The following is a 25,413-nucleotide window of genomic DNA, read 5'->3' as shown; positions in this document are numbered from 1 at the left end:
ACGCCCCCGATCGCCGCAGGGCATATGCCCGGAGGCGTGAATCGGTGGCGCGCCAAAGTGCCCCCGATCGTGGCGGGCCAGTTTCGCGGAAATGTGAATCGGCGGCGCTCACGCCTCCGAGCCGGGGATGATGCCCGCGGGCAGTCCGGTGACAAATTCGGCCAATTCGCCGGGCCGCGCGAGCCAGAGTTGGTCCTGATGGGCCATGATGTGACGCAGCGCCTGGCGCAGCGGCCGCAACCGATGCGGCTGGCCCAGGATGAAGGGATGCAGCACCACGCTGCACACCAGGGGTCGCTTCTCCGACTGGCGCAGCAACTCATCGAATTGATCGGTCAGCATCTCGGCGAATTCACGCGCACTGTGCTGCCGCGCGATCAGCGCCGGGCTGTCATTCAACTCGACCGAATAGGGCACGGAGAGGATCTTTCCGGCGCGCGTGCTCATCCAGAAGGGCTGGTCATCCGCCGGCCAATCCATGACATAGGTGAAGCCCGATTCCTTCAACAGGTCGAGCGTCACGGCACTTTGCGCGACATAGGGGCCAAGCCAGCCCTTCGGCGGCGTGCCGGCATGGCGGGCCAGGACATCGCGGCTTTCCTCGATCAGGCGCCGCTCATCCTCCTCCCAGAGGATATCCTGGCGCTCCGAATTGCTGCGCCCATGGCCGATGAATTCATCACCGCGCGCCAGCAGCGCGGGCGCGATCTCGGGGCAGGCATCCAGCGCGGCGGAGTTGATGTTGTGCGCCGAGGGGATGCCCAGCTCATCGAGCATGTCCAGCATGTTCCAGAGGCCGACGCGATTGCCGTAATCGCGCCAGGCATAGCTGCGCTGGTTCTGGATCGGCGCCGGGCTCGTGCTGTCGGAGCCGAGGCCGGCGCGATAGGCGAAATGCTCGATGTTGTTGACGACGAGCAGCGCCAGACGCTTGCCGCCAGGCCAGTCATAGACCGGGCGGGAGGGGATGGCGCTATGGGCGTAGCGGTGATGGGCAGGGAGCTTCATGGCCCTCAGGCTGCCATGCCGCCCCGGCTCGCGCTACTGGCCGTGGCGCTATTCGATCTTCACCCCGGCCGCCCGCACGATCGGCGCCCAGCGTGCATATTCCTCGCGCACGAAGCGGTCGGTCGTGGCCGCATCCATCCAGATGGCTTCGCTGCCCAGGTCACGCAGGCGGGCCTGCATCTGGGGCATTTCCAGCACTTCCTTCGAGACGCTGGACATGCGGTTCACGATGGATGCCGGCGTGCCGCGCGGCGCGAACAGCCCCATCCAGGAGCGCACCGCGTAATCCGGCACGCCGCTCTCGGCGACGGTGGGCAGATCAGGGCGCACCGCCACGCGCTCCGCCGTGCAGACCGCGATGATGCGGATGCGCCCGGCCTCGGCCGGCGGGATCACGGTGGGCAGGTTCATGAAGCCGAGCTGGATGGTGCCGGCCAGCAGATCCGTCAGCACCGGCCCGCCGCCACGATAGGGAACATGCGTCATGTCGAGGCCCGTCCGCATGCGGAACAGCTCCCCGGCCAGATGGTTTGAGGTGCCGACGCCCGAGGAGCCGAAGCTCACGCCCCCGCGCTGCGCGCGAATGAAGGCGATGAGTTCCTGCACGTTGCGCACCGGCATGGCAGGGTTCACCGCGATGACATTGGGCACATCGGTCCACATCGCCATCCCGTGGAACACCTCCCGCACGTCGTAAGTCAGCTCGCCCGAGATCAGCGGATGGAACACATGGTTGGAGGCGGAGGAGGCGAGCAGCGTATGGCCATCCGGCCGCGCCCGCATCGCCACCCCCATGCCCACCGTGCCGCCGCCGCCCGGGCGGTTCTCCACCAGGAAGGGCTGGCCCAGCCGCGCCTCCAACTGCGGCGCGAAAAGCCGGGCGGTCACGTCATTGGAGCCGGCCGGCGCCCAGGGGACGATCAGGTTGACCGGGCGCGTGGGCCAGGCCTCCTGCGCGCGGGCCAGCATGGGGATGGCCAGCAAGGGGGCCGCTAGAAAAGGGCGACGATGCATGTTCTTGTTCCTCTCCATGGGGTTCTGATAGCACCAATCACGCCCTGCTGAAATCGCGACGCATGGCGAAGACAGCGCAGCCGGGTTAAGACAGTGGGGAATGGCGTGAGATGAGAGCGATGATGCGGCCCCTTCACCTGAGCTTGCTCGCGGCGACCCTGGCCGCCTGCGCCAACACGAATCCCGGGATCAACGCCACCGGCGGCGATGGCTTCGTGCTGGATGTGCAGGGCCTCAGCGGGACGCGGGCCGTGGAAAGCGGCCTGGCGCAGGCCCAGAGCTTCTGCGGCGAGCATGGGCGGCTTTTCGTCATGACCAACAGCCAGGTCGGCTCCAGCAGCTATCGGCTGGAATTCCGCTGTATCGGGCCGGCCAATGTGCTCCCGCCGCCGCCGGTCGTGGCCAGCGCCCCACCGCCCGCGCCCAGCCCGGTGCGGGGCCAGGGCCGGGGCCGCCGCGGGGCACCAGCCCCCGCTCCCGAGATCACGAGCAATGGCCCGCCCCTCGCCTATGGCGCCGTACTGCCGCCGCTGGCCGCCCCGATCGTGGCCCCGCCATGGAGCCCGGGTACGGCTAATATCCAACCGGTCCTGCCGCCCGTTGCTACCACGCCGCTCTTCGCGCCGCCGGCGGGCACGATGCTGAGTGTGGCGCCCTTGACCGGCCCGCGCCTGCCCCCGCCCGACAACTCGCCCCTGGTTGCGCTGCCACGGCTTGATGCCGTGACGACGCCCGAAACCCGCCCGGCCGCCATCGCGACGGCCGCGCCCTATGTGGCCCCGGCCGCGGCAGCGCAGCCCGTTTTGACGCGGGAGCCGCTGCCGCCCGTCGGCTCGCTGCCGCTGCTGCAAAGCCAGCCTGCGGTTCAACCCGCAGCGCAGCCCATGGCCTTGCCGCCGGCCAGCAGCCTGCCAATGGTGCAGGCCCAGCCCCTGCCGCCGATCCAGGCGCAGCCCGTCCAGCCGGCCTATATTCCGCTCAGTGCTCCGCCGGCCAGCTTCGGGACGGTGGTGCCAAGCCCGACGCCGCTGCCAGGGGCCCCCAGCTCCCTGCCGCCCATCGCCGGGGGAAGCACCCGCCCGGTGCCGCTGCCGGGCGGGAGCGGCTCCGGTTTCTCCAGCAACTCCTCCAGCTTCACGCAGGGGGTGCGCTGAGCACCCTCGCCGCGTCAAACGGCCCTGTCCGCCCCGGGCCCGGGATGCGGCCTAATCGTAAACCTGGCTGAGCGTCTCGGCGACGAGGCAGGGGCGCGGGTTGCCCTCCACTTCCATCTCGTTCTCCACCGTCAGGCGCACGCCGCCCTGGATCGGCTCGCAGGCCTTCAGCGTCATATGCAGCCGCACACGCGAGCCTGAGGGCACCATCGCGGTGAAGCGGACCTTGTTGCTGCCGTAGTTCAGCGCGCGCGAACGGTTCTTGATGCGATAGACCAGCGGCGACAAGCGCGGCAGCAGCGAGAGCGTCAGGAAACCATGGGCGATGGTCCTGCCGCCCGGCAATTCCCGCGCCGCGCGCTCGGCGTCAATATGGATCCATTGATGGTCCCCGGTGGCTTCGGCGAAGAGATCAATGGTGCGCTGGTCCACCGTGTACCAATCGCTGGTGCCCAGCTTCTTGCCGACCCATTGGGCCATGTCGCCAGGGTTTTCGATTTCGAGCATCCGCGTTTCCTCCAGATTGTTGGAGCCAGCTTGCGGAGGCGGGGGCTAGTCGTCCAGCCCCACCAGGCCGCGGGCGAAATCCCGCGCGGCGAAGGGGCGCAGATCGGCCGCCTTCTCGCCCACGCCCACCGCATGAACGGGCAGGCCGAATTCCTGCGCCAGCGCCACCACCACACCGCCCTTGGCCGAGCCATCGAGCTTGGTGACGACCAGGCCCGTCACATCCACCATGTCCTTGAAAACGCGCACCTGGCTGACCGCGTTCTGCCCGGTGGTGGCGTCGAGCACGAGCAGGGTGGAATGCGGGATCGCCGCATCATCGCGCTTCAGCACGCGCACCACCTTGCGGAGTTCCTCCATCAGCGCGGATTTGTTGTGCAGGCGCCCCGCGGTATCCACCAGCAGCACATCCACACCCGCCGCGCGCGCATCACGCAGCCCGTCAAAGGCGAGCCCCGCCGCATCGGCGCCTGGCTTGGCGGGAACCACCACATGGGCGCCCGTCCGCTCGCCCCAGATCTGCAATTGCTCGACGGCGGCGGCGCGGAAGGTATCGCCCGCCACCATCCAGACCTTCAGGCCGTCGGCGCGGTATTGCTCGGCCAGCTTGGCGATGGTGGTGGTCTTGCCCGTGCCGTTCACACCCACCACCAGCACCACATGCGGCGCATAGTCGCGGCGGATGACCAGGGGATGCGCCACGGGGGCGAGGATGGCGGCGATCTCCTCGGCCAGGGCCGCCTTCACCTCCGCATCCGTCACCTCGCGGCCGAAGCGCGTGCGCCGGAACGCCTCCACGATGCGGCCGGATGCGCTGACGCCGAGATCGGCGCCGATCAGCATTTCCTCCAGCTCCTCCAGCGCCGCGTCATCCAGCTTGCGCTTGGTGAAGACACCACCGATGGCGTCGGTGAGCTTGGCGGTGGAGCGGGCCAGCCCGGCCTTGAGGCGACCGAAGAAGCCCAGCTGCGCTTCCGCGGGTGGCGGCGCTTCGATGGGCGGCGGCGCCTCCGCCGGGGGTGGCTCGCCGATGGGCTCAGGCGATGGCGGCGGGGTTTCGGGCGGCGCGGGGGGCTGTACCGGCTCGGGCTCCGCCGGCGGCAATTCGACGGGCGGCCGCGGAATATCGCCCAGTGCCTGGCTGTCCCCCTGGCTGTCGCGCGGCAGCTCCGTCTCGCTGTCCGGCTTGCCGGATGCCTTGCCGGTGAGCTTGCCCCAGAAATCGCGCAACGCCATCAGGCGGCCTCCGCCATGAGAATGCGGCCATCGCTGCCCGTGACGCGCGCCCGGATCAGGCTGCCGCGCGCGGCACCCGGCACGCGGATGGGCGCGGAATGCTGCGTGTGGCCCATGCCATCCGCCTCCATCAGGCTTTCCTCCGTGCGACCGATGCGGCTGGCCAGGAATCGCCCCCGTTCGGCCTCGCCAGCGGCGCGCAGCCGCGCCGCGCGCTCGCGCCGCAGCGCCACGGGCAGTTGCGGCATGCGGGCGGCGGGCGTGCCTGCCCGCGCCGAATAGGGAAACACATGCAGGAAGGCGAAGCGCGCCTCCGCCACCAGTTCCAGCATCGCGCATAAATGCTCCTCCGTTTCGGTCGGGAAGCCGGCGATGAGATCCGCCCCCAGCGCCGCATCCGGACGTAAAGCGCGGGCGCGGGCGGCAAGTTGCAGCAGATCGGCGCGGGAATGGCGGCGCTTCATCCGCTTGAGCATCAGGTCATGCCCGTGCTGGGCCGAGAGATGCAGATGCGGCATCAGCCGATCCTCCTCGGCGAAGACGCGCCAGAAGGCGTCATCCAAGGCGGCCGGATCGAGGGAGGAGAGGCGCAGGCGCGGCAATTCCGGCACCTCGCGCAGTACGGCACGGATCAGCGCCGCCAGTTGCGGATGGCTGGCGAGGTCCACGCCCGTCAGCACGATTTCGGCATGGTGGGCAGCGAGCGCCCGGGCCGCCATGACCGCCTCGGCGATGGGCAGGGCGCGCGCCGGGCCACGCCCCTGCGGGATGATGCAGAAGGTGCAGCCATGGTCACAGCCCTGCTGCACCGCCAGGAAGGCCCGCGTGCCACCACCGGCAGCGATGCTCATCGGCGCCTCACGCAGGATCGGCGCCACGGGCGCCCCCCAGGCGCTGGGATCCAGCTTCACGCCATTGCCGATGACACGCGTGACGCCGGGCAGCGCGGCCCAGGCCTCGGGCGCGATCTGCGCGGCGCAGCCCGTCACCAGGATGGGCCGGCCCGGGTTTTCGCGCGCGGCGCGGCGGATGGCCTGCCGCGCCTGGGATTCAGCCTCGCCCGTCACCGCGCAGGTGTTGATGATGAGCGCATCGGCATAGCCGGCGCGGGCGGCGAGGCCGCGCATCGTCTCGCTCTCGGCGATGTTGAGGCGGCAGCCGAAGGTGATGGCCTGGGCTTGGCTGGCCAGCTGATTCACGCCTCCGCGCCCTTCGGCGCTCCAGCGATCAGCGGCTTGATTGACCAGCTGATTCACGCCTCCGCGCCCTTCGGCGCTCCAGCGATCAGCTGGCAAGGTCAAGCACTCCGCGAAAGGACGTCGCCACCGGGCCACTCATCAGCACGTGCCCATCCTCGCGCTGCTCGATGACGAGATCGCCGCCCGGGAGGGTGACGGTGCAGCGCGCCTGCACCAGGCCGCGGCGCCGCGCATTCACCAGGGCCGCGCAGGCGCCCGAGCCGCAAGCCAGGGTAAAGCCGGCGCCACGCTCCCAGACGATCAGATTCAGGTGGTCCTGCGCCAGGACCTGCACGAAGCCGATATTGGCGCGGTCCGGCAGGAGGGGGTGATGCTCCAGCAGCGGGCCGATGCGGGGGATATCGAGCGCCGCCAGATCGGGCACGAAGAAATTGGCATGCGGGTTGCCCATGGAGCAGCAGGCGGCATCGCCCACGCCCTCGGCCTGCATAGGGACGTGCAGCGTGTCCATCTCCCGCGCCAGCGGCACATCCCGCCAGCCAAGGCGTGGCGGGCCCATATCCACGCGGACGGTGCCATCCGCCAGGCGCTCGGCGCCGAGCAGGCCGGCGATGGTGCGAATGGAGATGTTCTGGCGCCCCGTCTCGGCCAGGACGAGTGATGCCACGCAGCGCGTGCCATTGCCGCAGGCCCCGGCCTCGCTCCCGTCGGAATTGTGGAAACGAAAGAAGACATCGGCGTCGCTCGCGGGCTCCAGCGTGATGAGCTGGTCGAAGCCCACGCCGCGATGCCGGTCCCCCACCCAGCGGATGGTCTCGGCGGGCAGGGTGAGCGGCTTGGGCCGCGCATCCAGCACGACGAAGTCGTTGCCCAGCCCATGCATCTTGAGGAAAGGAACTTGCATCGCCTGCATATAGAGTCGGATTGCCTTTGGTGAAATCACCAAAGCCTGGATGCCGGTCTGCGCCTCTCGCTCACCATGCGGGCGATGCAAAGACTTGGCGCGAAGGGGTGGGGGGGCCTATGTGCTGGGCGCATGATCCATCCATCCTTCCCACGCCTGGCCGCTGCCTTGCTCGGCGCCTCGCTCCTCGGCGCCTGTGGCAGCAATTATTCGGCCAATGAATACGCATCCCGCGCGGTGCAGCAGGCCAATCCGGTCCAGCAGGGCACCATTGTCGGCTCGCGCCGCGTCGCCATCGCGGCGGGCGGCGAAACCGGGGCCACGGCGGGTGGCGCGGCCGGCGGGGCCATCGGTGGCGCGGCGGCGGCGGGCAATTCGGTCAGCACCGCCCTGGGCGCCGTGGGCGGCGCGCTGCTCGGCAGCCTGGTCGGCACGGCGGCGGAGCGCGCTTCGGCCAATACCGACGCGGTGGAATACATCATCCGCAAGAATGATGGCGAGCTGATCTCCGTCACGCAGCGGGACCAGGTGCCGATTCCGCTCGGCACGGCGGTGCTGGTCATCACAGGCAACCAGGCGCGGGTGGTGCCGGACTATATTTCCACCCAGGCCGAGCCGCCTGCGCGCAGCGGTCAGCGCCGGCCAGCGCTGCCGCGCGCCGAGGGCGGCATGGCACCCATCGCCGGCCCGGCCGCCAGCGTCGTGACCGAACCATCCACGGCGCCGCTGCCACCCATGCCGACCGCCGAACCCCTGGCGGCGCCGGCCCAGGCACCGGCGCCCGCACCGATCCCGGCAACTGCACCAGCCCCAGCACCAGTCCAGGCCCCCGCGCCGGAGCCAGCGCCGCCGCCGCCCGCCGTGGCGGCGCCAATCACCCCCACCCCCGCGGCCGATGCGGCACCGGCCGGGTTGCCGCCCATTGCCGGCCAGCGCGGTGAGCCCCAGCGCAACGCGACACCAACGCCTTGATCCGGCCGCGGCGGGCGGCGGAAGCAAAAGGGCGGACGGCCCCTGGACTCAGCCGGGGAGCCCCGCTACACACCCGCCTCCCTTGCCGAGGCCGTTGGACAGCCCGGCGAGAGGAAGCTTGCCTCCGTCGCATGGTGCGATAGCCAGGGGCAGCCCCAACCCACCGACAGGAGGGCCCGAATGTCCAAGATGAAGACGACTTCAAGCGCCAAAAAGCGCTTCAAGATCACGGCCACCGGCAAGGTCATGGCCGGCCCCGGCAAGAAGCGCCATTGCCTTTCCGCCCGCAGCCAGAAGGCCAAGCGGCAGAATCGCGGCTCGCAGGTTCTGGAACCGCAGGATGCCAAGACGGTGATGAACTGGCTGCCCTACGGGTTGCCCCGGTAAAGCGCGGGAAGGAGAGAAGATATGGCTCGTGTCAAGCGCGGCGTTACCGCCCATGCCCGTCACAAGAAGATCCTGGACCTCGCGAAGGGCTATGTGGGGCGCAGCTCCACCACCTATCGCGCAGCGTTGCAGCGGGTCGAGAAGGCGCTGCAATACGCCTATCGTGACCGCCGCAACAAGAAGCGCGATTTCCGTGGCCTGTGGATTCAGCGCATCAACGCGGCCTGCCGTGAGCAGGGGATGACCTATTCCCAGTTCATCGCCGGCATCAAGGCGGCGGGCATCGAGATGGACCGCAAGGTCCTCGCCGCCCTCGCCTTCGACGAACCGGCTGCCTTTGCGGCCATCGTCGAGAAGGCCAAGGAAGCCCGCACCCCGGCGGCCTAATTCGCCCAAGGGTTGTCAAGTTTCGAGGGGCCGCGGCGCGAGAGCGTTGGCGGCCCTTTTTCTTGTGAACAGGGACCACTGCATGTCCGATGATCTTCTCGCCCTGGCCGCCAGCACCGAGGCCGATCTCGCCGCCGCCACCGATCTGCGCGCGCTGGACGCCGTGCGCGTGGCCGTGCTCGGCAAGTCGGGCGCGCTGACGGCGCTGCTCAAGGGGCTGGGCGCCATTCCGGCCGAGCAGCGTAAGGAGCGCGGTGCAGCGGTCAACGCGCTGAAGCTGCAGCTGGAGGCAGCGATCGAGGCCCGCAAAGCTGTGCTGGAAGCCGCCGCGCTGGACGCCAAGCTCGCCGCCGAAACCCAGGACATGACGCTGCCGCCGCGCCCCTTTGCACCAGGCGGTACCGGCGGCATCCACCCGATTTCACGCACCATCGAGGAACTGACCGCCATCTTCGGCGCCATGGGTTTCAAGGTGGTGGAAGGCCCGGATATCGAGGGCGACTGGTACAATTTCGCCGCGCTGAATATTCCCGACCACCATCCCGCACGGCAGGATCAGGATACCTTCTACCTGCCCGGCCTGATCGAGGGCCGCCGCACCGTGCTGCGCACGCAAACGAGCCCGCTGCAGATCCGCACCATGATCGGCCAGGCCCCGCCGATCCGCGTCATCGCACCAGGCCGCACCTACCGCGCCGACCATGACGCCACGCACTCGCCGATGTTCCACCAGGTGGAGGGGCTGGTGATTGATCGCGGCATCACGCTGGGGCACCTCAAGGGCTGCCTCACGGATTTCCTGCGCAGCTTCTTTGGCATCTCGACGCTGCCGGTGCGGTTCCGCAGCAGCTACTTCCCCTTCACCGAGCCCTCGATGGAGGTGGATATCGGCTGGAACCGCAAGACGGGCGAGCTCGGCGCCGGCACGGATTGGCTGGAAATCCTGGGCAGCGGCATGGTGCATCCCCGCGTGCTGGCCAATTGCGGGCTGGATGCCCGCGAATGGCAGGGCTTCGCCTTCGGCATGGGCATCGAGCGCATCACCATGCTGAAGCACGGCATGGCCGATCTGCGCCCCTTCTTCGAGGGCGATACGCGCTGGCTGAGCCACTACGGCAGCAACCCGCTCTCCCCCGCCAGCCTGCATGAGGGCGTGTGATGAAATTCCCCCTGTCCTGGCTGCGTGAACACCTGGAAACCAGCGCCCCGCTGGATGAGATCAGCACCACCCTCTCCGCCATCGGCATCGAGGTCGAAGGCATCGAGGATCGCGCCGCGGCGCTGGCGCATTTCCGCATCGCCCGCGTGATCGAGGCCGTGCAGCACCCCAATGCCGACCGGCTGCGCATGCTGCGCGTGGATGTGGGCGATGGCGTGGAGCGTTCCGTGGTCTGCGGCGCGCCCAATGCGCGCAGCGGCATGCTGGGTGTCGCGGCCCTGCCCGGCGCCTTCATTCCCGGCACCGGGATCACGCTCAAGGCCGGCGAAATCCGCGGCGTGAAGAGCGAGGCCATGATGCTCTCGGCCCGCGAAATGGGCCTGGGCGAGGATCACTCCGGCATCATGGACCTGCCGGAGGATGCCGTGGTCGGCGCGCGCTACGTGGATTATGCGGGCCTGGATGACCCGATCATCGAGATCAAGGTCACGCCCAATCGCGGCGACGCGCTGGCCATTCGCGGCATCGCGCGGGACCTGGCCGCCGCCGGGCTGGGCACGCTCAAGCCCTGGTCGGCGCCCGCTGTGACGCCCGCCTATGACACACCACTCACCTGGCGCATCGAGGACCCGCGCGCCTGCACCTGGGTGCTCGGCCGCGCCGTGCGCGGCGTGAAGAACGGCCCCTCCCCCGCCTGGTTGCAGGACCGCCTGACGGCGATCGGCCTGCGCCCCATCTCGGCGCTGGTGGATGTGACCAACTGGTTCACCTTCGCCCTGGGCCGGCCCTTGCATGTGTTCGACGTGGCGAAGGTGCGCGGCCCCACCCTGCACATGCGCATGGCCCGCCCCGGCGAGGAGATGCTGGCGCTGAACGGCAAGAGCTACGCCCTGACCGAGGAGGACGGCATCATCGCCGATGCCGCCGGCCCCGAGGCGCTGGGCGGCATCATCGGCGGCGAGCATTCGGGCTGCGACGAGAGCACGACCGAGGTCTTCATCGAATGCGCGCTGTTCGATCCGGTGCGCATCGCGCTCAGTGGGCGGCGGCACAACATCTTCACCGACGCCCGCGCGCGCAATGAGCGCGGGCTGGACCAGGCGCTGCTGCCGGCCGCACTGGATGCCGCAACGGCCATGATCCAGGAGCTTTGCGGCGGCGAGCCCAGCACCGTGACCGAAGCCGGCACCGAACCAGCCTGGCGGCGCGAGGCGACACTGCGCTTCGAGCGCCTGGCCGGCTTGGGCGGGCTGGATGTGGCGCCGGACCTGGCCGTGGCCCGGCTGGAAGGGCTGGGCTTCAGCGTCACGGCGCGCGATGCGCATCGCGTGACGGTTGCAGTGCCGCCCTGGCGGAACGACATCGCCGCCGCGATCCATCTGGACCAGGACCCGACGCTGGCCCCCGAGCGCGCGCGCATCGCCGAAGCCGGCTGCGCCGCCGTGGAAGCCGAATGCGACCTGATCGAGGAAGTGCTGCGGCTTGGCGGGCTGGATGCGGTGCCCTCGGTTTCCTTGCCGGTTGCGTCGCCCGTGCCGGTGCCGGCGCTGGATGCGAAGCAGGTGCGCTCTGTCCTGGCGCGGCGCGTGATGGCGGCGCGCGGGATGCAGGAGGCGGTGACCTACGGCTTCATCGAACGGCGTGTGGCGGGCTTGTTCGGCGACACGCCGGATGCGCTGCATCTGGAAAACCCGATCGCCTCCGATCTGGATCAGATGCGGCCGACACCCATCGCCTCGCTCGCTTTGGCCGCCGCGCAGAACGCGGCGCGCGGCTTCGCCGATGTGGCGCTGTGCGAGCTGGGCGGCGGCTATCGGGACACCTCGCCCGCCGGGCAGCTCGCCATGGCCTGCGGGCTGCGCGCGGGCATGACGCCGGCGAATTGGGCCGCGCCCGCGCGGCCGGTCGAGGCGCTGGACGCCAAGGGGGATGCTCTGGCCGTGCTGGAGGCGCTCGCCGTGCCGATGGCGGCGCTGCAAGTGACCCAGGATGCGCCGGGCTACTACCACCCCGGGCGCTCGGGCGTGCTGCGCCAGGGGCCGAAGACGGTGCTGGCACAGTTCGGCCAACTGCACCCGCGGCTCTGCGCGGCGCTCGACCTGCCAGCCGGCAGCGTGGCCTTCGAGGTGTTCCTGGATGCCATCCCGGAGCCGAAGCGCCGCAAGAAATCAGCGCCGGAGCTTTCGGCCTTTCAGCCGGTACGGCGCGATTTCGCCTTCCTGGTGGATGCCGGCATGCCGGCGGAAAAGCTGCTGCGCGCGGCCAGCGGCGCCGAGCGCGCGCTGATCACCGAGGTCACGCTGTTCGACCGCTATGCCGGCGAACGCCTGCCGGAGGGCAAGGTGAGCCTGGCCATCCAGGTGACGCTGCAACCGCGCGAACGCACGCTGACCGATGCCGAGATCGAGGCCGTGGCGGGCAAGATCGTGGCGGCGGTGGGCAAGGCGACCGGTGCGACGCTGCGGGGGTAGCGGGCAACGCGAGGCACACCAGCCCTGCGCACACCTTGCCCAATCCGCCATCCGCTGGCATCCACCCGGGGCCAAAAAATTCCGCGAGAAGGTTGCTTCCCATGCGCGTCAAGGATGTCAAGAAAGTCGTGCTCGCCTATTCCGGCGGCCTCGACACCAGCGTGATCCTGAAGTGGCTGCAAACCACCTATAATTGCGAGGTCGTGACCTTCACGGCCGATCTCGGCCAGGGCGAGGAGCTGGGCCCGGCCCGGGACAAGGCGCTGCTGCTGGGCATCAAGCCGGAGAACATCTTCATTGACGATCTGCGCGAGACCTTCGTCTCGGATTTCGTCTTCCCGATGTTCCGCGCCAATGCGCTGTATGAGGGGCAATACCTGCTCGGCACCTCCATCGCCCGCCCGCTGATTTCCCAGCGCCAGATCGAGATCGCCGAGATGGTCGGCGCCGACGCCGTGGCCCATGGCGCGACGGGCAAGGGCAATGACCAGGTGCGCTTCGAAATCAGCTATTACGCGCTGAAGCCGGACATCAAGATCATCGCCCCCTGGCGCGAATGGGACCTCACCAGCCGCACCGCGCTGATCGCCTTCGCCGAGCAGCACCAGATCCCCATCGCCAAGGACAAGCGCGGCGAATCTCCCTTCTCGGTGGACGCCAACCTCCTGCACAGCAGCTCCGAGGGGAAGATCCTGGAGGAGCCCTGGGACGCGCCGGATGAGATGGTCTGGCAGCGCACCCTCAGCCCGATGGACGCGCCCGATGTGGCGACCGAGATCACCATCGAGTTCAAGAATGGCGACCCCGTGGCGATCAATGGCGAGGCGATGAGCCCCGCCACCATCCTCACGAAGCTCAACGCGCTGGGCAAGGCCAATGGCATCGGCCGGCTGGATCTGGTGGAGAACCGCTTTGTCGGCATGAAGTCCCGCGGCTGCTACGAAACTCCCGGGGGCACCATCCTCTGGCAGGCGCATCGCGCGATCGAGAGCATCACGCTCGACCGTGAGGCCGCCCATCTGAAGGACAGCCTGATGCCCCGCTATGCCGAGTGCATCTATAACGGCTTCTGGTTCAGCCCGGAGCGGCGGATGCTGCAGGCGCTGATTGATACCAGCCAGGCCAGCGTCGAGGGCACGGTGCGGATGAAGCTCTACAAGGGCAATGTCATCGTCACCGGCCGGCAATCGCCGCACAGCCTGTATTCGATGAAGCATGTGACCTTCGAGGACGACCAGGGCGCCTATGACCAGTTCGACGCGCAGGGATTCATCAAGCTGAACGCGCTTAGGCTGCGCCTCGGCGCCATGGCCGGCCGCAAAGGTGGCGCCCTCTGATCTGGGTGCAGGGACCTGGGTCCCTGCCGGGGAGTTTGAGGGGCAGCGCCCCTCAAGCTAAGCTCCCCCCATGTCGCTCTACACCCCGCCCGCCTTCCGTGAAGACCGCCCCGAGGTGCTCCTGCGCCTCATGCGCACATCGCGTCTGCCGCTGCTGATCAGCAATGGCGCCAATGGCCTGCCCGATGTCACGCATCTGCCGCTGCTGACCGATGGCGTGCGCATTGTCGGCCATCTGGCGCGCGCCAATCCGCATTGGAAGGCGCTGCGGGATGGCGCACGGGCCATCGCCATCTTTCCCGGGCCGGAGGGCTACATCTCGCCCTCCAGCTACGCCTCCAAGGCGGAGCACCACCGCGTGGTGCCCACCTGGAATTACGAGGCTGTGCATGCCGAGGGGCCGATCGAGATCATCGAGGATGCGGCCCGGCTGCACGAGATCGTCTCGACGCTGACCGACCATCACGAAAAGCCGCGCGCGGAGCGCTGGAAGGTGGGCGATGCGCCGGCGGAATTCATTGCGGGGCAGCTCAAGGGGATTGTCGGCGTGGTGCTGACGATTGAAGCTCTCATCGGCAAGCGCAAGCTTTCGCAGAATCGCCCCGCGGCGGATCGCGATGGCGCGCTGGAGGATGTCGACCAGCATAATGCCGGCCTTGCGGAAGCGATGCGCGCGGCACGGGATGGGAATTAGCGCCTGATCCACCGAAGTGGTGAACCAGGCGCCCAGCAAGGGACCAGACGATGGATATGGAACTCGCCGGCAAGCGCGTGGTGATCACGGGCGCCTCCAAGGGCATCGGCTATGCCTGCGCCGAAGCCTTCGCGGCCGAGGGGTGTGACATCGTGCTGGCCGCGCGCACGCCTGATGCGGCAGCGGCGCAGCTGCGCGCCAAGTACCAGGTGCGGGTGGAGGCCGTGACGGCCGATCTCTCCAAACCAGAGGAGCGCGCGCGGCTGCACGCCTTCGCCCCCGATGCGGATATCCTGGTGAACAATGCGGGCGCCATTCCGTCCGGCGGGATTGCCGATATCTCGATGGAGAAATGGGCGGAGTCCTGGCAGCTCAAGGTCTTTGGCTATTTCCACCTGACGCAGCTGTTCATGGGCAGCATGTGCGCGCGCAAATCCGGCGTGGTGGTGAACATCATTGGCATGGCGGGGCGGGCCTGGAAGCCCGGTTACATTGCCGGCACGGCCGGGAATGCGGCGATCATCGCCTTCACCTCGGCCGTGGGGTTTGACGCGCAGAAGGATGGCGTGCGCGTCTTCGGCATCAACCCGGCGGTGACCCGGACGGAGCGCATGGAAACCCAGGCGCGGTTCCGCGCGGAACAGGCCCTCGGCGATCCCAATCGCTGGCCGGAGATGATCAAGGGCCTGCCCTTCGACCGCCCGATCGAGCCACGGGAAATCGCGGAAATGGCCGTCTTCGGCGCGTCACCACGCGGCGGTTACCTGAACGGCACCGTGATTGATATTGATGGCGCCGGGCAGTTCAAGGGGTAGGGCCCGGTCACCGCGGGTCACCTCGCCCGGCCCCCGAGCTTGTGCATGCTGCCCGCACCACGGATGCCAGCAGCGCCAGCGCCCGATTGACACGACATGGCGGGGATCGCGGCAAGCGGCCAGGGCGCAGGGCGGTGGCCCGCGTACAGCCTGCACGCAGCCCCGTCGTCACCATGCTTCATCGCCATGGGCCAGGCGCTACACGCCCATGGTGATGGGCAGGCGCAGCTCCGCCGAGAGCCCCTGGGCCACCCGGTTGCGCAGCCGAAGCTGCCCGCCATGCGCGCGCGCCACACTGGCCACGATGGCCAGCCCAAGCCCGAAGCCTTCCGCCGCACTGGGATTGCGCCGGAACGCCTCGGTGATATGCGGCAATTCCACCTCCGCGATGCCGGGGCCGTCATCCTCGACCGTCAGGCGCATCATGTCCTGGTCCTCCAGCAGCAGAATGCGGGCGCTGCCGGCATGCTTGCAGGCGTTATCCACCAGGTTGCTCAGGGCCCGCTCCAGCGCATTGGGCTGGGCGCGTACCACGAGGTGCAGCGGGCCGTCATAGGTGACGTCATGCCCCGCATCGGCGAATTGATCGCAGACGGTGCTGGCCATGGCCGCCACATCCAGCACCTCCGGCTCCTCCTCCCGCAGATCCGCCTCCAGCAGGGAGAGCGAGGCGCCGACGATGCGCTCCATCAGCCCGAGATCGGCGCCAAGGCGCTGGCGCTGGCCGGCATCCTCCACGGTTTCCACCCGCAGGCGCAGCCGGGTCAGCGGCGTGCGCAGATCATGGCTGACGCCAGCGAGGATGCGGGCGCGCTCCGCCACATCCTCATGCAGCCGCGCCAGCAACCCGTTGATGGCGCGCGCCAGGCGCCGCACCTCGCTGGTGCCCATTTCCGGCAGCACGGCATGGTGCCAGGCGGCGGCGATCGATTCAGCGGCGCGGGCCAGATGGGCCAGCGGGCGCGTCACGCGGGACGCCACCCAGAGCAGCACCAGCAGCAGCGGCACCCCCAGTAGAAGGATGGCGGTGGTGGGCGGCAGGACCAGGCTGGGAATGACGAGGCGCATCCGGGCCTCATTCAGCATCACCTGCCAACCCTCTCCGTCCGGCGCGGTCAGGGTCAGCACCAGCCCCTGCCGGGCGCTGCCGCTGGGCGCGAAGGCCGCAGCACTCATGGGCAGCCCGCGCTCGGCCAGCCGCTCGGTCACGGCGCGGGTGGCCACGGCATCGAGCCGGGCAGGCGGCTCCGCGCCGGAGATCGGCGTGATCTGAAAGAGCTGGCGGCCGGCCGTGGCGGCCATGCTCCCGCGTTCGGCCGCGGGCGCTGCCTCCAGCAACTCCACCACCGCGACGATCTCGGCCGCCATGGCACGGACCGAGCCCGGCATGACGCTGCCCGGCGAGAGGATCAGCCAGACCGCCAGCACCATCAGGTTGGAGGAGATGGTGGCCAGCGCCACCACCCAGGCCACCTGGCGGCCCGTGCTGCCAAAGAGGAAGGCGCGCAAGGGCTTATGCCTCGGTCACGCTGCGCACGGGGCGGGTGAAGACATAGCCGCCATTGCGCACCGTCTCGATCACCGTCGGCTCCAGCGGGTCGGGCTCGATCTTTCGCCGCAGCCGGCTGACCGCCACGTCAATGGTGCGGTCCAGCGGGTCCAGATTGCGGCCATGCAGCCGGCGCGCGATCATGTCGCGCGAGAGGACGGTCTGCGGCTGCTGCATGAAGATGGTCAGCAAGGCCAGCTCCATGGTGGTAAGCGGCAGCCGGGCGCCATTCTCGGCATGCAGGGCGTGGCGCCGCAGATCGAGGCGCATCCCTTCCGCCTCCAGGATATCCAGGCTCGCCACGTGATGCGCCTGGAGCAGGGAATGCCGCCGCAGCACGGCACGGATGCGCGCCAGCAGCTCCTCCGGGCCAAAGGGCTTCACCAGGTAATCATCCGCGCCGATATCGAGGCCGCGCACCCGCTCCACCTGGCTGCTGAGGGCGGAGACGATGATGATCGGGATCGCCGCCGTCTCGGGCGCCGCCCGCAGCGATTGGCAGATGGTGAGGCCGTCCACATCGGGCAGCATGATATCGAGCAGGATGAGATCAATGCCCTGGCTGCGCAGCACGCGCCGGAGCTGCCGCTCATTCGAAGCCCGCGTGACGATCAGGCCGCGTTGCGCCAGGAAATTGCTGATGAGCTGAGCGATCTCGCGGTCATCCTCGACGACGACGATATGCTGCGGCGGCCCGGCGTCTGCGGGGTCGTTGGGCCCCGGTCGGATGGCGATGTTCATGCGGCCGGTATAGCGCGGCTGGGCCAGGCCAGCGCATGCGCTTTGGTATCAAAACATGTCGCTCAGCCGCGGCGGAACCAGCCGCGCATGCGGTCGATCTGCCGGTCGCTCCAGGCCATCGCCCGCTCCTCACGCGCCTCGATGCCGGGGATCAGGTGCGGCCAGCGGCGATCAATCACGCTGACGCCGCGATAGGCCCAGACATACTGGTCCCGCAGGATGAAGGTGCCGAGGCCGACGAAGATGAAGCCCGGCAGGATGGGCAGGATCAGCCCCACCGGCCCGAGGCAGAGGCAGCCTATGCCGATGGCCTTGCGGCGGCGGGATGGACGAATTTCAATCATCCCGAAGCAATTGGCATCGAGGCGGCGCGGGTTCAAGCGAAATCAACCCCTCGACCGCGGCGGGGACATGACCCGCCAGCCTTGATCGCGGCCTGGCGCATCATCCATTCAAACGGGATCGTTTGGACGGATAAAGATGCTCGAAAATCAATGGTCCAGAGGTTGTGTCGTGAGCCCTTGCGAACGGAACAAGTTCTAGCGCGCCGGATGGATCGGGACGAAGACCGGGCGCAGCAGCCAGCGCCGGGCAATGGCGAAATAGCCCGGAAAGACGAAATGCCCGTTATGGGCCAGCAGCTTCTCCCGGTTCCGCCGCCAGAAGCCCGGAATCTCGAACCAGGACAGCGTCGGGTAGAGGTGATGCACGATGTGCAGGTTGTTCCACAGGAACAGCAGGCCAAAGAGCCAGTTGCTCTCGACCGAGGCGGTGCGTTCGCCCGGTCGCTCGCCCCAGCGATGCTCGATGAAGGCGCGCAGCAGGCCGAGCGAAATCCCCGGCAGCACCCAGACGAGGTAGTAATGCCAGACCGGCATATGGGCCACCTGCGTCACGAACCACAGCACGCCCGCCAGCCCGACAAAGAAGCCCAGCCAAGCCGGCACATCGGAAAAGTCGCCGCGTTGCAGCTTCGCACTTTCCACCAACACCAGCTTGCGCAGCCGCAGGATGGGCCCGACCGTCAGCCGCCCCAGCAAGGTCTGGTTGAACAGCAGCACGGCGCGGAAGGCGGGGGTATAGCCGCTCCAGTCTTCCTGCCTGTGATACTGCGTCTCGGTGTCTTCGCCTGGATAGGTGAGATGGGTGTTGCGATGGTGCTTGCTGTGGCTGCGCTTGTAGAGCTCGAACGGCCACCAGCCGCCGATGGGCGGCCAGACGATGGCGGTGCGCAGCCAGCCGGGCAGGCTGCGCCAGCCATGGATCGCCTCATGCTGCAACGAAAAATGCCAGGCGAGGATATAGGCGGCCAGCAACGCCTCGATCGGCCAGGGCACCTGCTCATGCAGCAGCAGCAGCGTGGCCCAGCTGGCATAGATGGCAATGGCGACGCCCCAGGTCGGCAACTCCCAGCGGCGCCAGAAAGCGCGCGGGGCGGCGATGTCGGGCAGGGGTGCGATCTTGGCCATCGGCCGGATGCTGCCATATCATGCGGCAGTGCAGCAATCGCGTTGCGCGCCCGCGACGCTCCCCTTAGGCTTCCCCGATGCCCGCACCCAAGACCCTCGCCGAACTCGAAGCCGATGTGGCGCGGGACCTGGACCTGACCGGCCACCCCAGGGCGCCCTGGCTCGTGCCGAAAACGGTGGGCGGGGCGGCCGCGCTGGATGTGCTGGTCATCGGCGGCGGGCAATGCGGCATGTCGGTGGCGCATGCGCTGAAGCGGGACAAGGTCGACAATATCCTGGTGCTGGACCGTGCCGATTTCGGCCGCGAAGGGCCCTGGACCACCTATGGCCGCATGCGCACCCTGCGCAGCCTGAAGGACATGACAGGCCCCGATCTGCGGCTGCCCAGCCTCACCTACCAGGCCTGGCACGAGGCGAATTTCGGCGTGGCCCATTGGGAGGCGATGCGCTTCATCCCCAAGGACCTCTGGAACGACTACCTCCTCTGGTTCCGCCGCGTGACGGGCGTGCCGGTGCGCAACGGTGTGGAGGCGGGCGCCATCACGCCGGCCACCACGGATGATGGCCTGCCTGCCTTTCGCGTGGAGACCAGCGAAGGGCCGATGCACGCGCGCAAGATCGTGATGGCGACGGGGCAGGAGGGCATCGGCGCCTGGTGGATGCCTGAGCATATCGCCGCCCTGCCACGCGAGTTCCGCGCCCATACGAATGAAATGATTGATTTCGCCGCCCTGCGCGGCAAGGTGGTGGCGGTGCTGGGTGCTGGCGCCTCGGCCTTCGACAATGCCGCCGTCGCGCTGGAACACGGTGCTGCGGAGGTGCATATCTTCTGCCGCCGCGCGGAACTCATGGTGGTGCAGCCCTATCGCTGGCTCACCTTCGCCGGCTTCCTGCGCCACATGGGCGAGATGCCGGATGAATGGCGCTGGCGCTTCATGTCCCATGTGCTGGGCATGCGCGAGGGCTTCGCGCAGGATCATTATGACCGCGTGATCCGCTTCCCGAATTTCCGCCTGCATGCCGGGCGCGAGTGGCAGGCGGCGCGCATCGAGAAAGGCCGCGTGGTGCTGACCACGCAAACCGGCGATTTCACCGCGGACTACTGCATCACCGGCACCGGCGTGCGGATGGATGCCGCGCTGCGCCCGGAACTCGCCCATTGCGCGGGAAACATCGCCACCTGGGGAGACCGCTACACGCCCCCGCCGGAGGAAGCGAATCCGCGCCTGGCCCTCTACCCCTATCTCAACGCCGACAGCGCCTTCGTGGAAAAACACCCCGGCGAGACGCCCTGGATTTCGGGCATCCACCTGTTCGGGATCGGCACGACGATGAGCTTCGGCCCGGCCGGCAGCTCGATCAACGCCATGGCGATCTCCGCTCCGCGTGTGGCCGCCGGTGTGACGCGCAACCTCTTTGCCGAGGACATGCCCCGCCTCTACGTCGATCTCCGCGCCTATGACGAGAAGCAGGTGGAAATCGACGCGGCCCGATTGGCCGCCGAGTAACCCCGCTGGCCCAGGATTCCCGCAAGGGCCTGCTGCTCATGGTGGCGGCGATGTTCGTCTTCGGCACCCAGGACGCCATTTCGCGCTACCTTGCCGAAATCTATTCGGTGCTGGGCATCCTGCTGATCCGCTACTGGTTCTTCGCGGGCTTCGTGGTGCTGCGCGCCGCGCGTTCGCCCGGCGGGATCGGCGGCGTCATCCGCAGCAAGCGGCCCTTCGTGCAAAGCCTGCGTGGCGTGATGCTGGTGGTGCAGGTCTGGATGATCGTCAACGCCTTCAAGCTGCTGGGCCTGGTCGAGACGCATGCCATCTTCGCCTGCTATCCGTTGATCATCACTGCACTCGCCGGCCCCGTGCTGGGCGAGCGTGTCACGCTGATGCGCTGGCTCACCATCCTGGCCGGCGCGCTGGGCGTGCTGCTCATCCTGCGGCCGGGGCCTGGCATGTTCTCGCCCGCCGCCTTGCTGGTGCTGCTCGCCGCGCTGAATTTCGCAGCCTATGGGCTTATCACCCGGCTGGTCGCGCGCGATGACCCGCCGGAGACGAGCTTCTTCTACACGGGCCTGGCCGGGGCTGCGGCAATCACCTTGCTGACGCCCTGGATCTGGACGCCCATCGCCTTCGCGGATTGGGGCTGGATGGGGCTGCTCTGCATCTCCGGCACGCTCGGCCATTACTTCCTGATCCGCGCGCTGGACCTGGCGGAGGCGAGCCGGTTGCAGCCGCTGGCCTATCTCCAGCTGGTCTTTGCCGCCGCACTCGGCGTGCTGGTCTTCGCCGAGCCGCTGCCCTGGACCACGGTGATGGGCGGTGCGCTGGTGGTGGCGGCCGGGGTGGTGAATATGCGGCTGACGCGGATGGGGCGTTGAGCGTTTTCAAGCCTTGTGGCTTGGCAAGGCGGCTTGGAACACGCGTGACAACAAAAGCTGGAGCGGGTGTCGTGAGCCCTTGCGAACGAAGCCCGCTCTAGCCTTTCAGCATCGCCGCCAGCTCTGGCGTCAGCCCCATGCTGTTCCGCCCGCGCGGCGCGGCAAAGCTTCCGCTCTGTGGCTTGGGCAGCTTCAACGCCACCAGCATTTCGGCCAGCTTCACCCCGCAGGCGATGCCATCCAGCAGGGGCACGGAAGCCTCCGCCTGCATCCCGGCCGCGAAGCCGGCCAGCGCGGCACCGCCGAGGATCACGCTCTCGGCCCCTTCGGCCACCGCGTGCGCGATGCCGGCCTGGACCTTGCGCCGCACGCCCTCGGGGTCCCGCACACTCTCCTGCGGGGTCGCATCCACGCCGATCAGCGCGGCAAGGCGTGTGGCCAGCCCGTGTTGCGTGATGCGCTCACGGTAGGTCTCCACGCCACCGAAGGTCACGAGGCCGAAGCGCCCGCCCACGAGGCAGGCGGTGAAACAGGCGGCTTCCGTCATCCCCACCACCGGGCAGGGCATGAGCTGGCGCGCGGCTTCCAGCGCGGTGTCATGACTGACCGCCAGCAGCACCGCATCCACCTGGCCCGCATGCTCGGCCAGCAGCGCCAGCAGGGCATGGCCGGCGATGATATTCTCCGCCCGCGTGCTGATCACCTCCGGCCCGAAGCGCGGCGTCGCGGGAATGATCTGCGTGCCGGCCGCGGCGGCCTCTCGCGCGGCGGCGGCGCAGCGCTGCGTGATGGCCTCGGTGGTGTTGGCATTGGCGACGAGCAGACGCATCCTGTTTTCCTTATTCCCCATCGGCGCGGCAAGGCCGCCATACGACACGAACAGGAGACTCCATGGAAGCCAAGCTCGACCTGCCCTTCGACAATGAGGCGATGCTCACCGGCCTGCGCACATGGGTCGAATGCGAAAGCCCGACGCATGACGCCGCGGCGGTGAACCGCATGATGTCACTCGCCGCACGCCACCTGGCGTTGATGGGCGCCACGGTCGAGACGATTCCCGGCCGCATGGGCTTTGGCGATTGCGTCCGCGCCCGCTTCCCGCATGCCTCGAAAGAGCCGGGCATCCTGGTGCTGGCGCATCTGGACACGGTGCATCCCATCGGCACGCTGGCCGGCGGATTGCCGTTCAAGCGCGAGGGTGACCGCGCCTATGGCCCCGGCATCCAGGACATGAAGGGGGGCACCTATCTCGCCATCGAGGCGATCCGCCAGCTCGCCATCGCCGGCATCGCCACCTCCAAGCCCGTGACCGTGCTGCTGACGCCGGATGAGGAAGTCGGCAGCCCCTCCACGCGGGACCTGATCGAGGCCGAAGCGGCACGTCATTCCGTCGTGCTGGTGCCGGAGCCCGCGCGGCCCGATGGCGGCGTCGTCACCGGCCGCTACGCCATCGCGCGCTTCAACCTGCGCACCACCGGCAAGCCGAGCCATGCCGGCGCGCGGCTGGGCGAGGGGCGCAGCGCCATCCGCGAGATGTGCAAGCAGGTCATCGCGATCGAGGAAATGACGACCGAGGCCTGCACCTTCTCGGTCGGCGTCATTCATGCCGGGCAATGGGTGAATTGCGTGGCGACCTATTGCGACGCCGAGGCGCTCTCCATGGCCAAGCGCCAGGAAGACCTGGATGCCGCCGTGGAGATCATGCTGAACCGCAAGGCCACGGGGAATGACGTGCAGCTGGAGGTGAAGCGCGGCGTGACACGCCCGGTCTGGGAGCCGGATGGCAAGGTGCTGGCGCTGCACGCCACCGCCGAAGGGATCGCCAAGCGGCTGGGTTTCGCGCTGCCGCACCAATCCTCGGGCGGCGGTTCGGATGGGAATTTTACGGGCGCGATGGGCATCCCCACGCTGGACGGCCTCGGCATCATCGGCGCCCTGGCCCATACGCTGGAGGAGCATGTGATCGTCAGCAGCATGGCGCCACGGGCCAAGCTCTTCGCCGGGCTGCTGCAAAGCGTCTGATAGGTAACCTCTATCGGTGTGATGGGTTTCTTGCCCTCACGCCGATGAGAGGCCGCGCGCTAATTCTTCTCTCACCGGCGGGGAAATCCCCCCGCCGCCGAGACGAGGAAGATCCCCATGCGCCGCTTCACCCTGTCCGCTGCCCTGCTGATCGCCGGTTTCGCTGGCGCGGCCTTCGCCCATGGCGCCGCCGCGCAGGGCATTGCGCCGAATGGCGTGGTGTTCGGCCAGGGCTGGAACCTGCCGCAGGATTTCTCGACGCTGGAGCGGATGCAGGCCGCACAGGGCTCCGGCACCGCGGCCGAGCGCGCCGCCCGCGCCGCCCGCCAGGCCCAGTTCAACCGCAACTTCCCGGGCACGCCCATCCGCCGCACCAGCGCCAGCCGCTGAACACTGGCGCCGGCAGCGGACCTCCAGCGGACCGGCCCTGCGGAACAGCGGGCTGAACGCCGGGGCCGGGGCCCAATGCAGCCTTGCAGGCCGGACACGGGCTCAGCTGAAAATGCCGCGACGATCCGGCTCGGCCCGCGTTAGAATGCGACCAGAGAGGTTCAACACACGCCATGAAGCACGTCGCTCTCCTCGCCATTCTGCTGGTTTCCCCCGTCACGGCGCCGCTGGCCCAGGGCGTATCGCCCAACGGAGCCATCTTTGGGGATGGTCGGGATTTTCAGCAGGATCTCAACCGCCCCGTCGAGCCGCCGCCACGGCCATCCCAGGCGGGGTCTGAACGCAGCCGGCGGACGGCACGGCAGCGCCAGGCCAGCCAGAACTTCCCTGGCACGGGGCGGCCGGTCGCTGCGCCCCCCGCCTCGACGCAGCCCGCCCCGGGTTTCGCCACGCCGACAGTCCCCACGCCGGCGCAACCCGCGGTGACAGCACCGGCGCGACCCAGCGCGCCCACCTCCGCGCGGCCGGCGGTGCCCGCTCCCGCCCAGCCCGCCGCGAGCCCGGCCGAGCCACGGCCCGCCACCGCCACGCCGCCGCCTTCACCGCGCGCAGCACCGGTGGCGATCCTGCCTGGTCAGTCCACCGGGGCCGCCAGGGGTACCCCAGCCTCGCGGTAAAACCGCATGGCGCCGGGGTGGAAGGGCAGGATGCGGTTATTGGCCGCATTCGCCGCCCGGCTTGCGGCCGCCACGGGCGCGATGTCGCGCGCCGGATCGCCCACCGAGAGCACCGCGCGGGTGATGGCATAGGCCGTCGCCTCGCTCAGCGCCCGGTTCGCGACGATGAAGTTCCACGCGGCAAAGCTCTCGATCGGCACGGTCTGGCCGGGATAGGTGCCGGGTTGCAGCGTGGTCGGCGCCAGCATCGGCAGGCGCTGGGTCACCCGGCCCACCACCTCTGCACCCGGGCCGAACACCACGCCCGGCGCGCGGGCCAGGGCGGCGAGGATGGAGGGGATCGGCACGATGGCGCCCTGCCAGAGCGCATCCATGCGGCCGGCCAGCAGGCCCTCGCTCATTTCGGCCGGGCTGCCGCTGACGATCTCGATGCGGATGCCGGCCGCCTCGGCCGCCGCGACCAGGAAGGTCTCGGCCGGGCCACGCGCCGGGCCGGCCCCCACACGCTTGCCGGCCAATTGGCTGAACTGGGTGAGGCCGCTCGTCGTCAGTGCCGCGATCTGGAAGCTTGTTTCATACATGGGCCACAGGGCCCGCACATTCACATGCTTGCGGCCACCCGCCGCCGGCGTGCCCTGCAGCGCATCCCAGACCGAGCCCAGGAAGGCCGTCCCCAGGGCATTGGGGTTATCCTCCACCGCCGTCAGGTTTTGCAGCGAGCCGGTGCTGGGTTCGACCGTCGCGGCCACGCCGTTGCGGCCCAGCAGCACGGCGATGGCCTGGCCATAGGTGACGAAAGGGCTGCCCTGCCCGGCCGTATGAATGGCCAGGGGGGCCGTCGGCGCGGCCAGCTGGGCCGAGGCCCCGCCCGGGAGTGCAAAGACGGCAGGGGAAGCCAGCAAGGAGCGGCGCATCATCTTGGTCTATCCTCAATCGGTTCGGGC

25 protein-coding genes are annotated in these 25,413 nt (G+C 68.9%); 13 read left to right on the top strand and 12 right to left on the bottom strand.

Features of this window, described 5'->3' with window-relative positions; translation table 11 throughout:
• Positions 1-108: 108 nt before the first annotated feature.
• Both LHU95_RS01065 and LHU95_RS01060 read right to left on the bottom strand, forming a co-directional pair.
• Positions 109-1,008, bottom strand: a complete 900-nt coding sequence (locus tag LHU95_RS01065) for a polysaccharide deacetylase family protein (protein WP_248709530.1) — start codon at positions 1,006-1,008, stop codon at positions 109-111.
• Positions 1,009-1,056: 48 nt separating this feature from the next.
• On the bottom strand, positions 1,057-2,022 hold the full coding sequence (locus tag LHU95_RS01060) for a tripartite tricarboxylate transporter substrate binding protein (RefSeq protein WP_248709529.1): 966 nt from the start codon (positions 2,020-2,022) through the stop codon (positions 1,057-1,059).
• A gap of 122 nt (positions 2,023-2,144) precedes the next feature.
• Here LHU95_RS01060 and LHU95_RS01055 point away from each other — a divergent pair, with 122 nt between their 5' ends.
• On the top strand, positions 2,145-3,176 hold the full coding sequence (locus tag LHU95_RS01055; RefSeq protein ID WP_248709528.1) for a hypothetical protein: 1,032 nt from the start codon (positions 2,145-2,147) through the stop codon (positions 3,174-3,176).
• 51 nt (positions 3,177-3,227) lie between these two features.
• Here LHU95_RS01055 and LHU95_RS01050 read toward each other — a convergent pair whose 3' ends face one another.
• The 4 genes from LHU95_RS01050 to dapF form a co-directional block, all read right to left on the bottom strand.
• Positions 3,228-3,683: a MaoC family dehydratase gene (locus tag LHU95_RS01050; protein WP_248709527.1), complete on the bottom strand. Its 456-nt coding sequence runs from the start codon at positions 3,681-3,683 to the stop codon at positions 3,228-3,230.
• Between the two features lie 45 nt (positions 3,684-3,728).
• Entirely contained in the window at positions 3,729-4,679 is a 951-nt protein-coding gene (gene ftsY, locus LHU95_RS01045) for a signal recognition particle-docking protein FtsY (RefSeq protein WP_248711627.1), read from the bottom strand.
• Positions 4,680-4,918: 239 nt separating this feature from the next.
• On the bottom strand, positions 4,919-6,118 hold the full coding sequence (locus LHU95_RS01040; protein WP_349292655.1) for a MiaB/RimO family radical SAM methylthiotransferase: 1,200 nt from the start codon (positions 6,116-6,118) through the stop codon (positions 4,919-4,921).
• A gap of 85 nt (positions 6,119-6,203) precedes the next feature.
• On the bottom strand, positions 6,204-7,022 hold the full coding sequence (dapF, locus tag LHU95_RS01035; protein WP_248709526.1) for a diaminopimelate epimerase: 819 nt from the start codon (positions 7,020-7,022) through the stop codon (positions 6,204-6,206).
• Positions 7,023-7,154: 132 nt separating this feature from the next.
• Here dapF and LHU95_RS01030 point away from each other — a divergent pair, with 132 nt between their 5' ends.
• The 8 genes from LHU95_RS01030 (at position 7,155) to LHU95_RS00995 (ending at position 15,244) form a co-directional block, all read left to right on the top strand.
• Positions 7,155-7,994 carry a hypothetical protein gene (locus LHU95_RS01030; RefSeq protein ID WP_248709525.1) on the top strand — a complete coding sequence of 280 codons (840 nt, stop codon included), beginning with the start codon at positions 7,155-7,157 and terminating at the stop codon, positions 7,992-7,994.
• Positions 7,995-8,174: 180 nt separating this feature from the next.
• Positions 8,175-8,381: a 50S ribosomal protein L35 gene (gene rpmI, locus LHU95_RS01025; RefSeq protein WP_248709524.1), complete on the top strand. Its 207-nt coding sequence runs from the start codon at positions 8,175-8,177 to the stop codon at positions 8,379-8,381.
• Positions 8,382-8,402: 21 nt separating this feature from the next.
• A complete protein-coding gene (gene rplT, locus LHU95_RS01020; RefSeq protein ID WP_248709523.1) occupies positions 8,403-8,768 on the top strand; it encodes a 50S ribosomal protein L20 in 366 nt (121 codons plus the stop codon).
• Positions 8,769-8,850: 82 nt separating this feature from the next.
• A complete protein-coding gene (pheS, locus tag LHU95_RS01015) occupies positions 8,851-9,927 on the top strand; it encodes a phenylalanine--tRNA ligase subunit alpha (RefSeq protein ID WP_248709522.1) in 1,077 nt (358 codons plus the stop codon).
• Positions 9,927-12,398: a phenylalanine--tRNA ligase subunit beta gene (gene pheT, locus LHU95_RS01010; RefSeq protein WP_248709521.1), complete on the top strand. Its 2,472-nt coding sequence runs from the start codon at positions 9,927-9,929 to the stop codon at positions 12,396-12,398. The genes pheS and pheT overlap by 1 nt, the downstream gene beginning before the upstream one ends.
• A 101-nt stretch (positions 12,399-12,499) precedes the next feature.
• Positions 12,500-13,735, top strand: a complete 1,236-nt coding sequence (locus LHU95_RS01005) for an argininosuccinate synthase (protein ID WP_248709520.1) — start codon at positions 12,500-12,502, stop codon at positions 13,733-13,735.
• Positions 13,736-13,805: 70 nt separating this feature from the next.
• The gene (locus LHU95_RS01000; protein ID WP_248709519.1) at positions 13,806-14,429 is read left to right on the top strand and encodes an FMN-binding negative transcriptional regulator; all 624 of its coding nucleotides are present in this window, start codon (positions 13,806-13,808) and stop codon (positions 14,427-14,429) included.
• Between the two features lie 50 nt (positions 14,430-14,479).
• Positions 14,480-15,244: a short-chain dehydrogenase/reductase gene (locus LHU95_RS00995; RefSeq protein ID WP_248709518.1), complete on the top strand. Its 765-nt coding sequence runs from the start codon at positions 14,480-14,482 to the stop codon at positions 15,242-15,244.
• A 198-nt stretch (positions 15,245-15,442) separates the two neighbouring features.
• On the opposite strand, the gene LHU95_RS00990 is transcribed toward LHU95_RS00995, so the two are convergent.
• The 4 genes from LHU95_RS00990 to LHU95_RS00975 form a co-directional block, all read right to left on the bottom strand.
• Positions 15,443-16,753 carry a HAMP domain-containing sensor histidine kinase gene (locus LHU95_RS00990; protein ID WP_248709517.1) on the bottom strand — a complete coding sequence of 437 codons (1,311 nt, stop codon included), beginning with the start codon at positions 16,751-16,753 and terminating at the stop codon, positions 15,443-15,445.
• Positions 16,754-16,757: 4 nt separating this feature from the next.
• Entirely contained in the window at positions 16,758-17,534 is a 777-nt protein-coding gene (locus tag LHU95_RS00985) for a response regulator transcription factor (RefSeq protein WP_248709516.1), read from the bottom strand.
• A gap of 62 nt (positions 17,535-17,596) precedes the next feature.
• Positions 17,597-17,914 carry a hypothetical protein gene (locus tag LHU95_RS00980; RefSeq protein ID WP_248709515.1) on the bottom strand — a complete coding sequence of 106 codons (318 nt, stop codon included), beginning with the start codon at positions 17,912-17,914 and terminating at the stop codon, positions 17,597-17,599.
• Positions 17,915-18,073: 159 nt separating this feature from the next.
• Positions 18,074-19,003 (bottom strand): fatty acid desaturase, encoded by a 930-nt coding sequence (locus LHU95_RS00975; protein WP_248709514.1) that lies wholly within the window; start codon positions 19,001-19,003, stop codon positions 18,074-18,076.
• A gap of 77 nt (positions 19,004-19,080) precedes the next feature.
• Here LHU95_RS00975 and LHU95_RS00970 point away from each other — a divergent pair, with 77 nt between their 5' ends.
• Together LHU95_RS00970 and LHU95_RS00965 are read left to right on the top strand one after the other, a co-directional pair.
• A complete protein-coding gene (locus LHU95_RS00970) occupies positions 19,081-20,511 on the top strand; it encodes an NAD(P)/FAD-dependent oxidoreductase (protein WP_248709513.1) in 1,431 nt (476 codons plus the stop codon).
• A gap of 50 nt (positions 20,512-20,561) precedes the next feature.
• Positions 20,562-21,380, top strand: a complete 819-nt coding sequence (locus LHU95_RS00965; protein ID WP_248709512.1) for a DMT family transporter — start codon at positions 20,562-20,564, stop codon at positions 21,378-21,380.
• 97 nt (positions 21,381-21,477) lie between these two features.
• On the opposite strand, the gene LHU95_RS00960 is transcribed toward LHU95_RS00965, so the two are convergent.
• Positions 21,478-22,209, bottom strand: a complete 732-nt coding sequence (locus LHU95_RS00960) for an aspartate/glutamate racemase family protein (RefSeq protein WP_248709511.1) — start codon at positions 22,207-22,209, stop codon at positions 21,478-21,480.
• Positions 22,210-22,271: 62 nt separating this feature from the next.
• Between LHU95_RS00960 and LHU95_RS00955 the strand changes: the two genes are divergently transcribed.
• Both LHU95_RS00955 and LHU95_RS00950 read left to right on the top strand, forming a co-directional pair.
• Positions 22,272-23,402 (top strand): M20/M25/M40 family metallo-hydrolase, encoded by a 1,131-nt coding sequence (locus tag LHU95_RS00955; protein WP_248709510.1) that lies wholly within the window; start codon positions 22,272-22,274, stop codon positions 23,400-23,402.
• Positions 23,403-23,519: 117 nt separating this feature from the next.
• Complete coding sequence (locus LHU95_RS00950) at positions 23,520-23,792, top strand: hypothetical protein (protein ID WP_248709509.1); 273 nt, start codon at positions 23,520-23,522, stop codon at positions 23,790-23,792.
• 634 nt (positions 23,793-24,426) lie between these two features.
• On the opposite strand, the gene LHU95_RS00940 is transcribed toward LHU95_RS00950, so the two are convergent.
• Positions 24,427-25,386, bottom strand: a complete 960-nt coding sequence (locus tag LHU95_RS00940) for a TAXI family TRAP transporter solute-binding subunit (RefSeq protein ID WP_248709508.1) — start codon at positions 25,384-25,386, stop codon at positions 24,427-24,429.
• Positions 25,387-25,413: the final 27 nt, after the last annotated feature.

The sequence above is a fragment of the Sediminicoccus sp. KRV36 genome (genome assembly GCF_023243115.1).
Lineage (GTDB): Bacteria > Pseudomonadota > Alphaproteobacteria > Acetobacterales > Acetobacteraceae > Roseococcus.
The sequence above is the reverse complement of the archived record's forward strand: the minus strand, read 5'-3'. Positions and strand labels throughout refer to the sequence as shown.

Coding starts and splice junctions, on each gene's coding strand:
- LHU95_RS01065 (WP_248709530.1), bottom strand. CDS start 1,008: ATGAAGCTCCCTGCCCATCACCGCTACGCCCATAGCGCCATCCCCTCC.
- LHU95_RS01060 (WP_248709529.1), bottom strand. CDS start 2,022: ATGCATCGTCGCCCTTTTCTAGCGGCCCCCTTGCTGGCCATCCCCATG.
- LHU95_RS01055 (WP_248709528.1), top strand. CDS start 2,145: ATGCGGCCCCTTCACCTGAGCTTGCTCGCGGCGACCCTGGCCGCCTGC.
- LHU95_RS01050 (WP_248709527.1), bottom strand. CDS start 3,683: ATGCTCGAAATCGAAAACCCTGGCGACATGGCCCAATGGGTCGGCAAG.
- dapF (WP_248709526.1), bottom strand. CDS start 7,022: ATGCAAGTTCCTTTCCTCAAGATGCATGGGCTGGGCAACGACTTCGTC.
- LHU95_RS01030 (WP_248709525.1), top strand. CDS start 7,155: ATGATCCATCCATCCTTCCCACGCCTGGCCGCTGCCTTGCTCGGCGCC.
- rpmI (WP_248709524.1), top strand. CDS start 8,175: ATGTCCAAGATGAAGACGACTTCAAGCGCCAAAAAGCGCTTCAAGATC.
- rplT (WP_248709523.1), top strand. CDS start 8,403: ATGGCTCGTGTCAAGCGCGGCGTTACCGCCCATGCCCGTCACAAGAAG.
- pheS (WP_248709522.1), top strand. CDS start 8,851: ATGTCCGATGATCTTCTCGCCCTGGCCGCCAGCACCGAGGCCGATCTC.
- pheT (WP_248709521.1), top strand. CDS start 9,927: ATGAAATTCCCCCTGTCCTGGCTGCGTGAACACCTGGAAACCAGCGCC.
- LHU95_RS01005 (WP_248709520.1), top strand. CDS start 12,500: ATGCGCGTCAAGGATGTCAAGAAAGTCGTGCTCGCCTATTCCGGCGGC.
- LHU95_RS01000 (WP_248709519.1), top strand. CDS start 13,806: ATGTCGCTCTACACCCCGCCCGCCTTCCGTGAAGACCGCCCCGAGGTG.
- LHU95_RS00995 (WP_248709518.1), top strand. CDS start 14,480: ATGGATATGGAACTCGCCGGCAAGCGCGTGGTGATCACGGGCGCCTCC.
- LHU95_RS00985 (WP_248709516.1), bottom strand. CDS start 17,534: ATGAACATCGCCATCCGACCGGGGCCCAACGACCCCGCAGACGCCGGG.
- LHU95_RS00975 (WP_248709514.1), bottom strand. CDS start 19,003: ATGGCCAAGATCGCACCCCTGCCCGACATCGCCGCCCCGCGCGCTTTC.
- LHU95_RS00970 (WP_248709513.1), top strand. CDS start 19,081: ATGCCCGCACCCAAGACCCTCGCCGAACTCGAAGCCGATGTGGCGCGG.
- LHU95_RS00965 (WP_248709512.1), top strand. CDS start 20,562: ATGTTCGTCTTCGGCACCCAGGACGCCATTTCGCGCTACCTTGCCGAA.
- LHU95_RS00960 (WP_248709511.1), bottom strand. CDS start 22,209: ATGCGTCTGCTCGTCGCCAATGCCAACACCACCGAGGCCATCACGCAG.
- LHU95_RS00955 (WP_248709510.1), top strand. CDS start 22,272: ATGGAAGCCAAGCTCGACCTGCCCTTCGACAATGAGGCGATGCTCACC.
- LHU95_RS00950 (WP_248709509.1), top strand. CDS start 23,520: ATGCGCCGCTTCACCCTGTCCGCTGCCCTGCTGATCGCCGGTTTCGCT.
- LHU95_RS00940 (WP_248709508.1), bottom strand. CDS start 25,386: ATGATGCGCCGCTCCTTGCTGGCTTCCCCTGCCGTCTTTGCACTCCCG.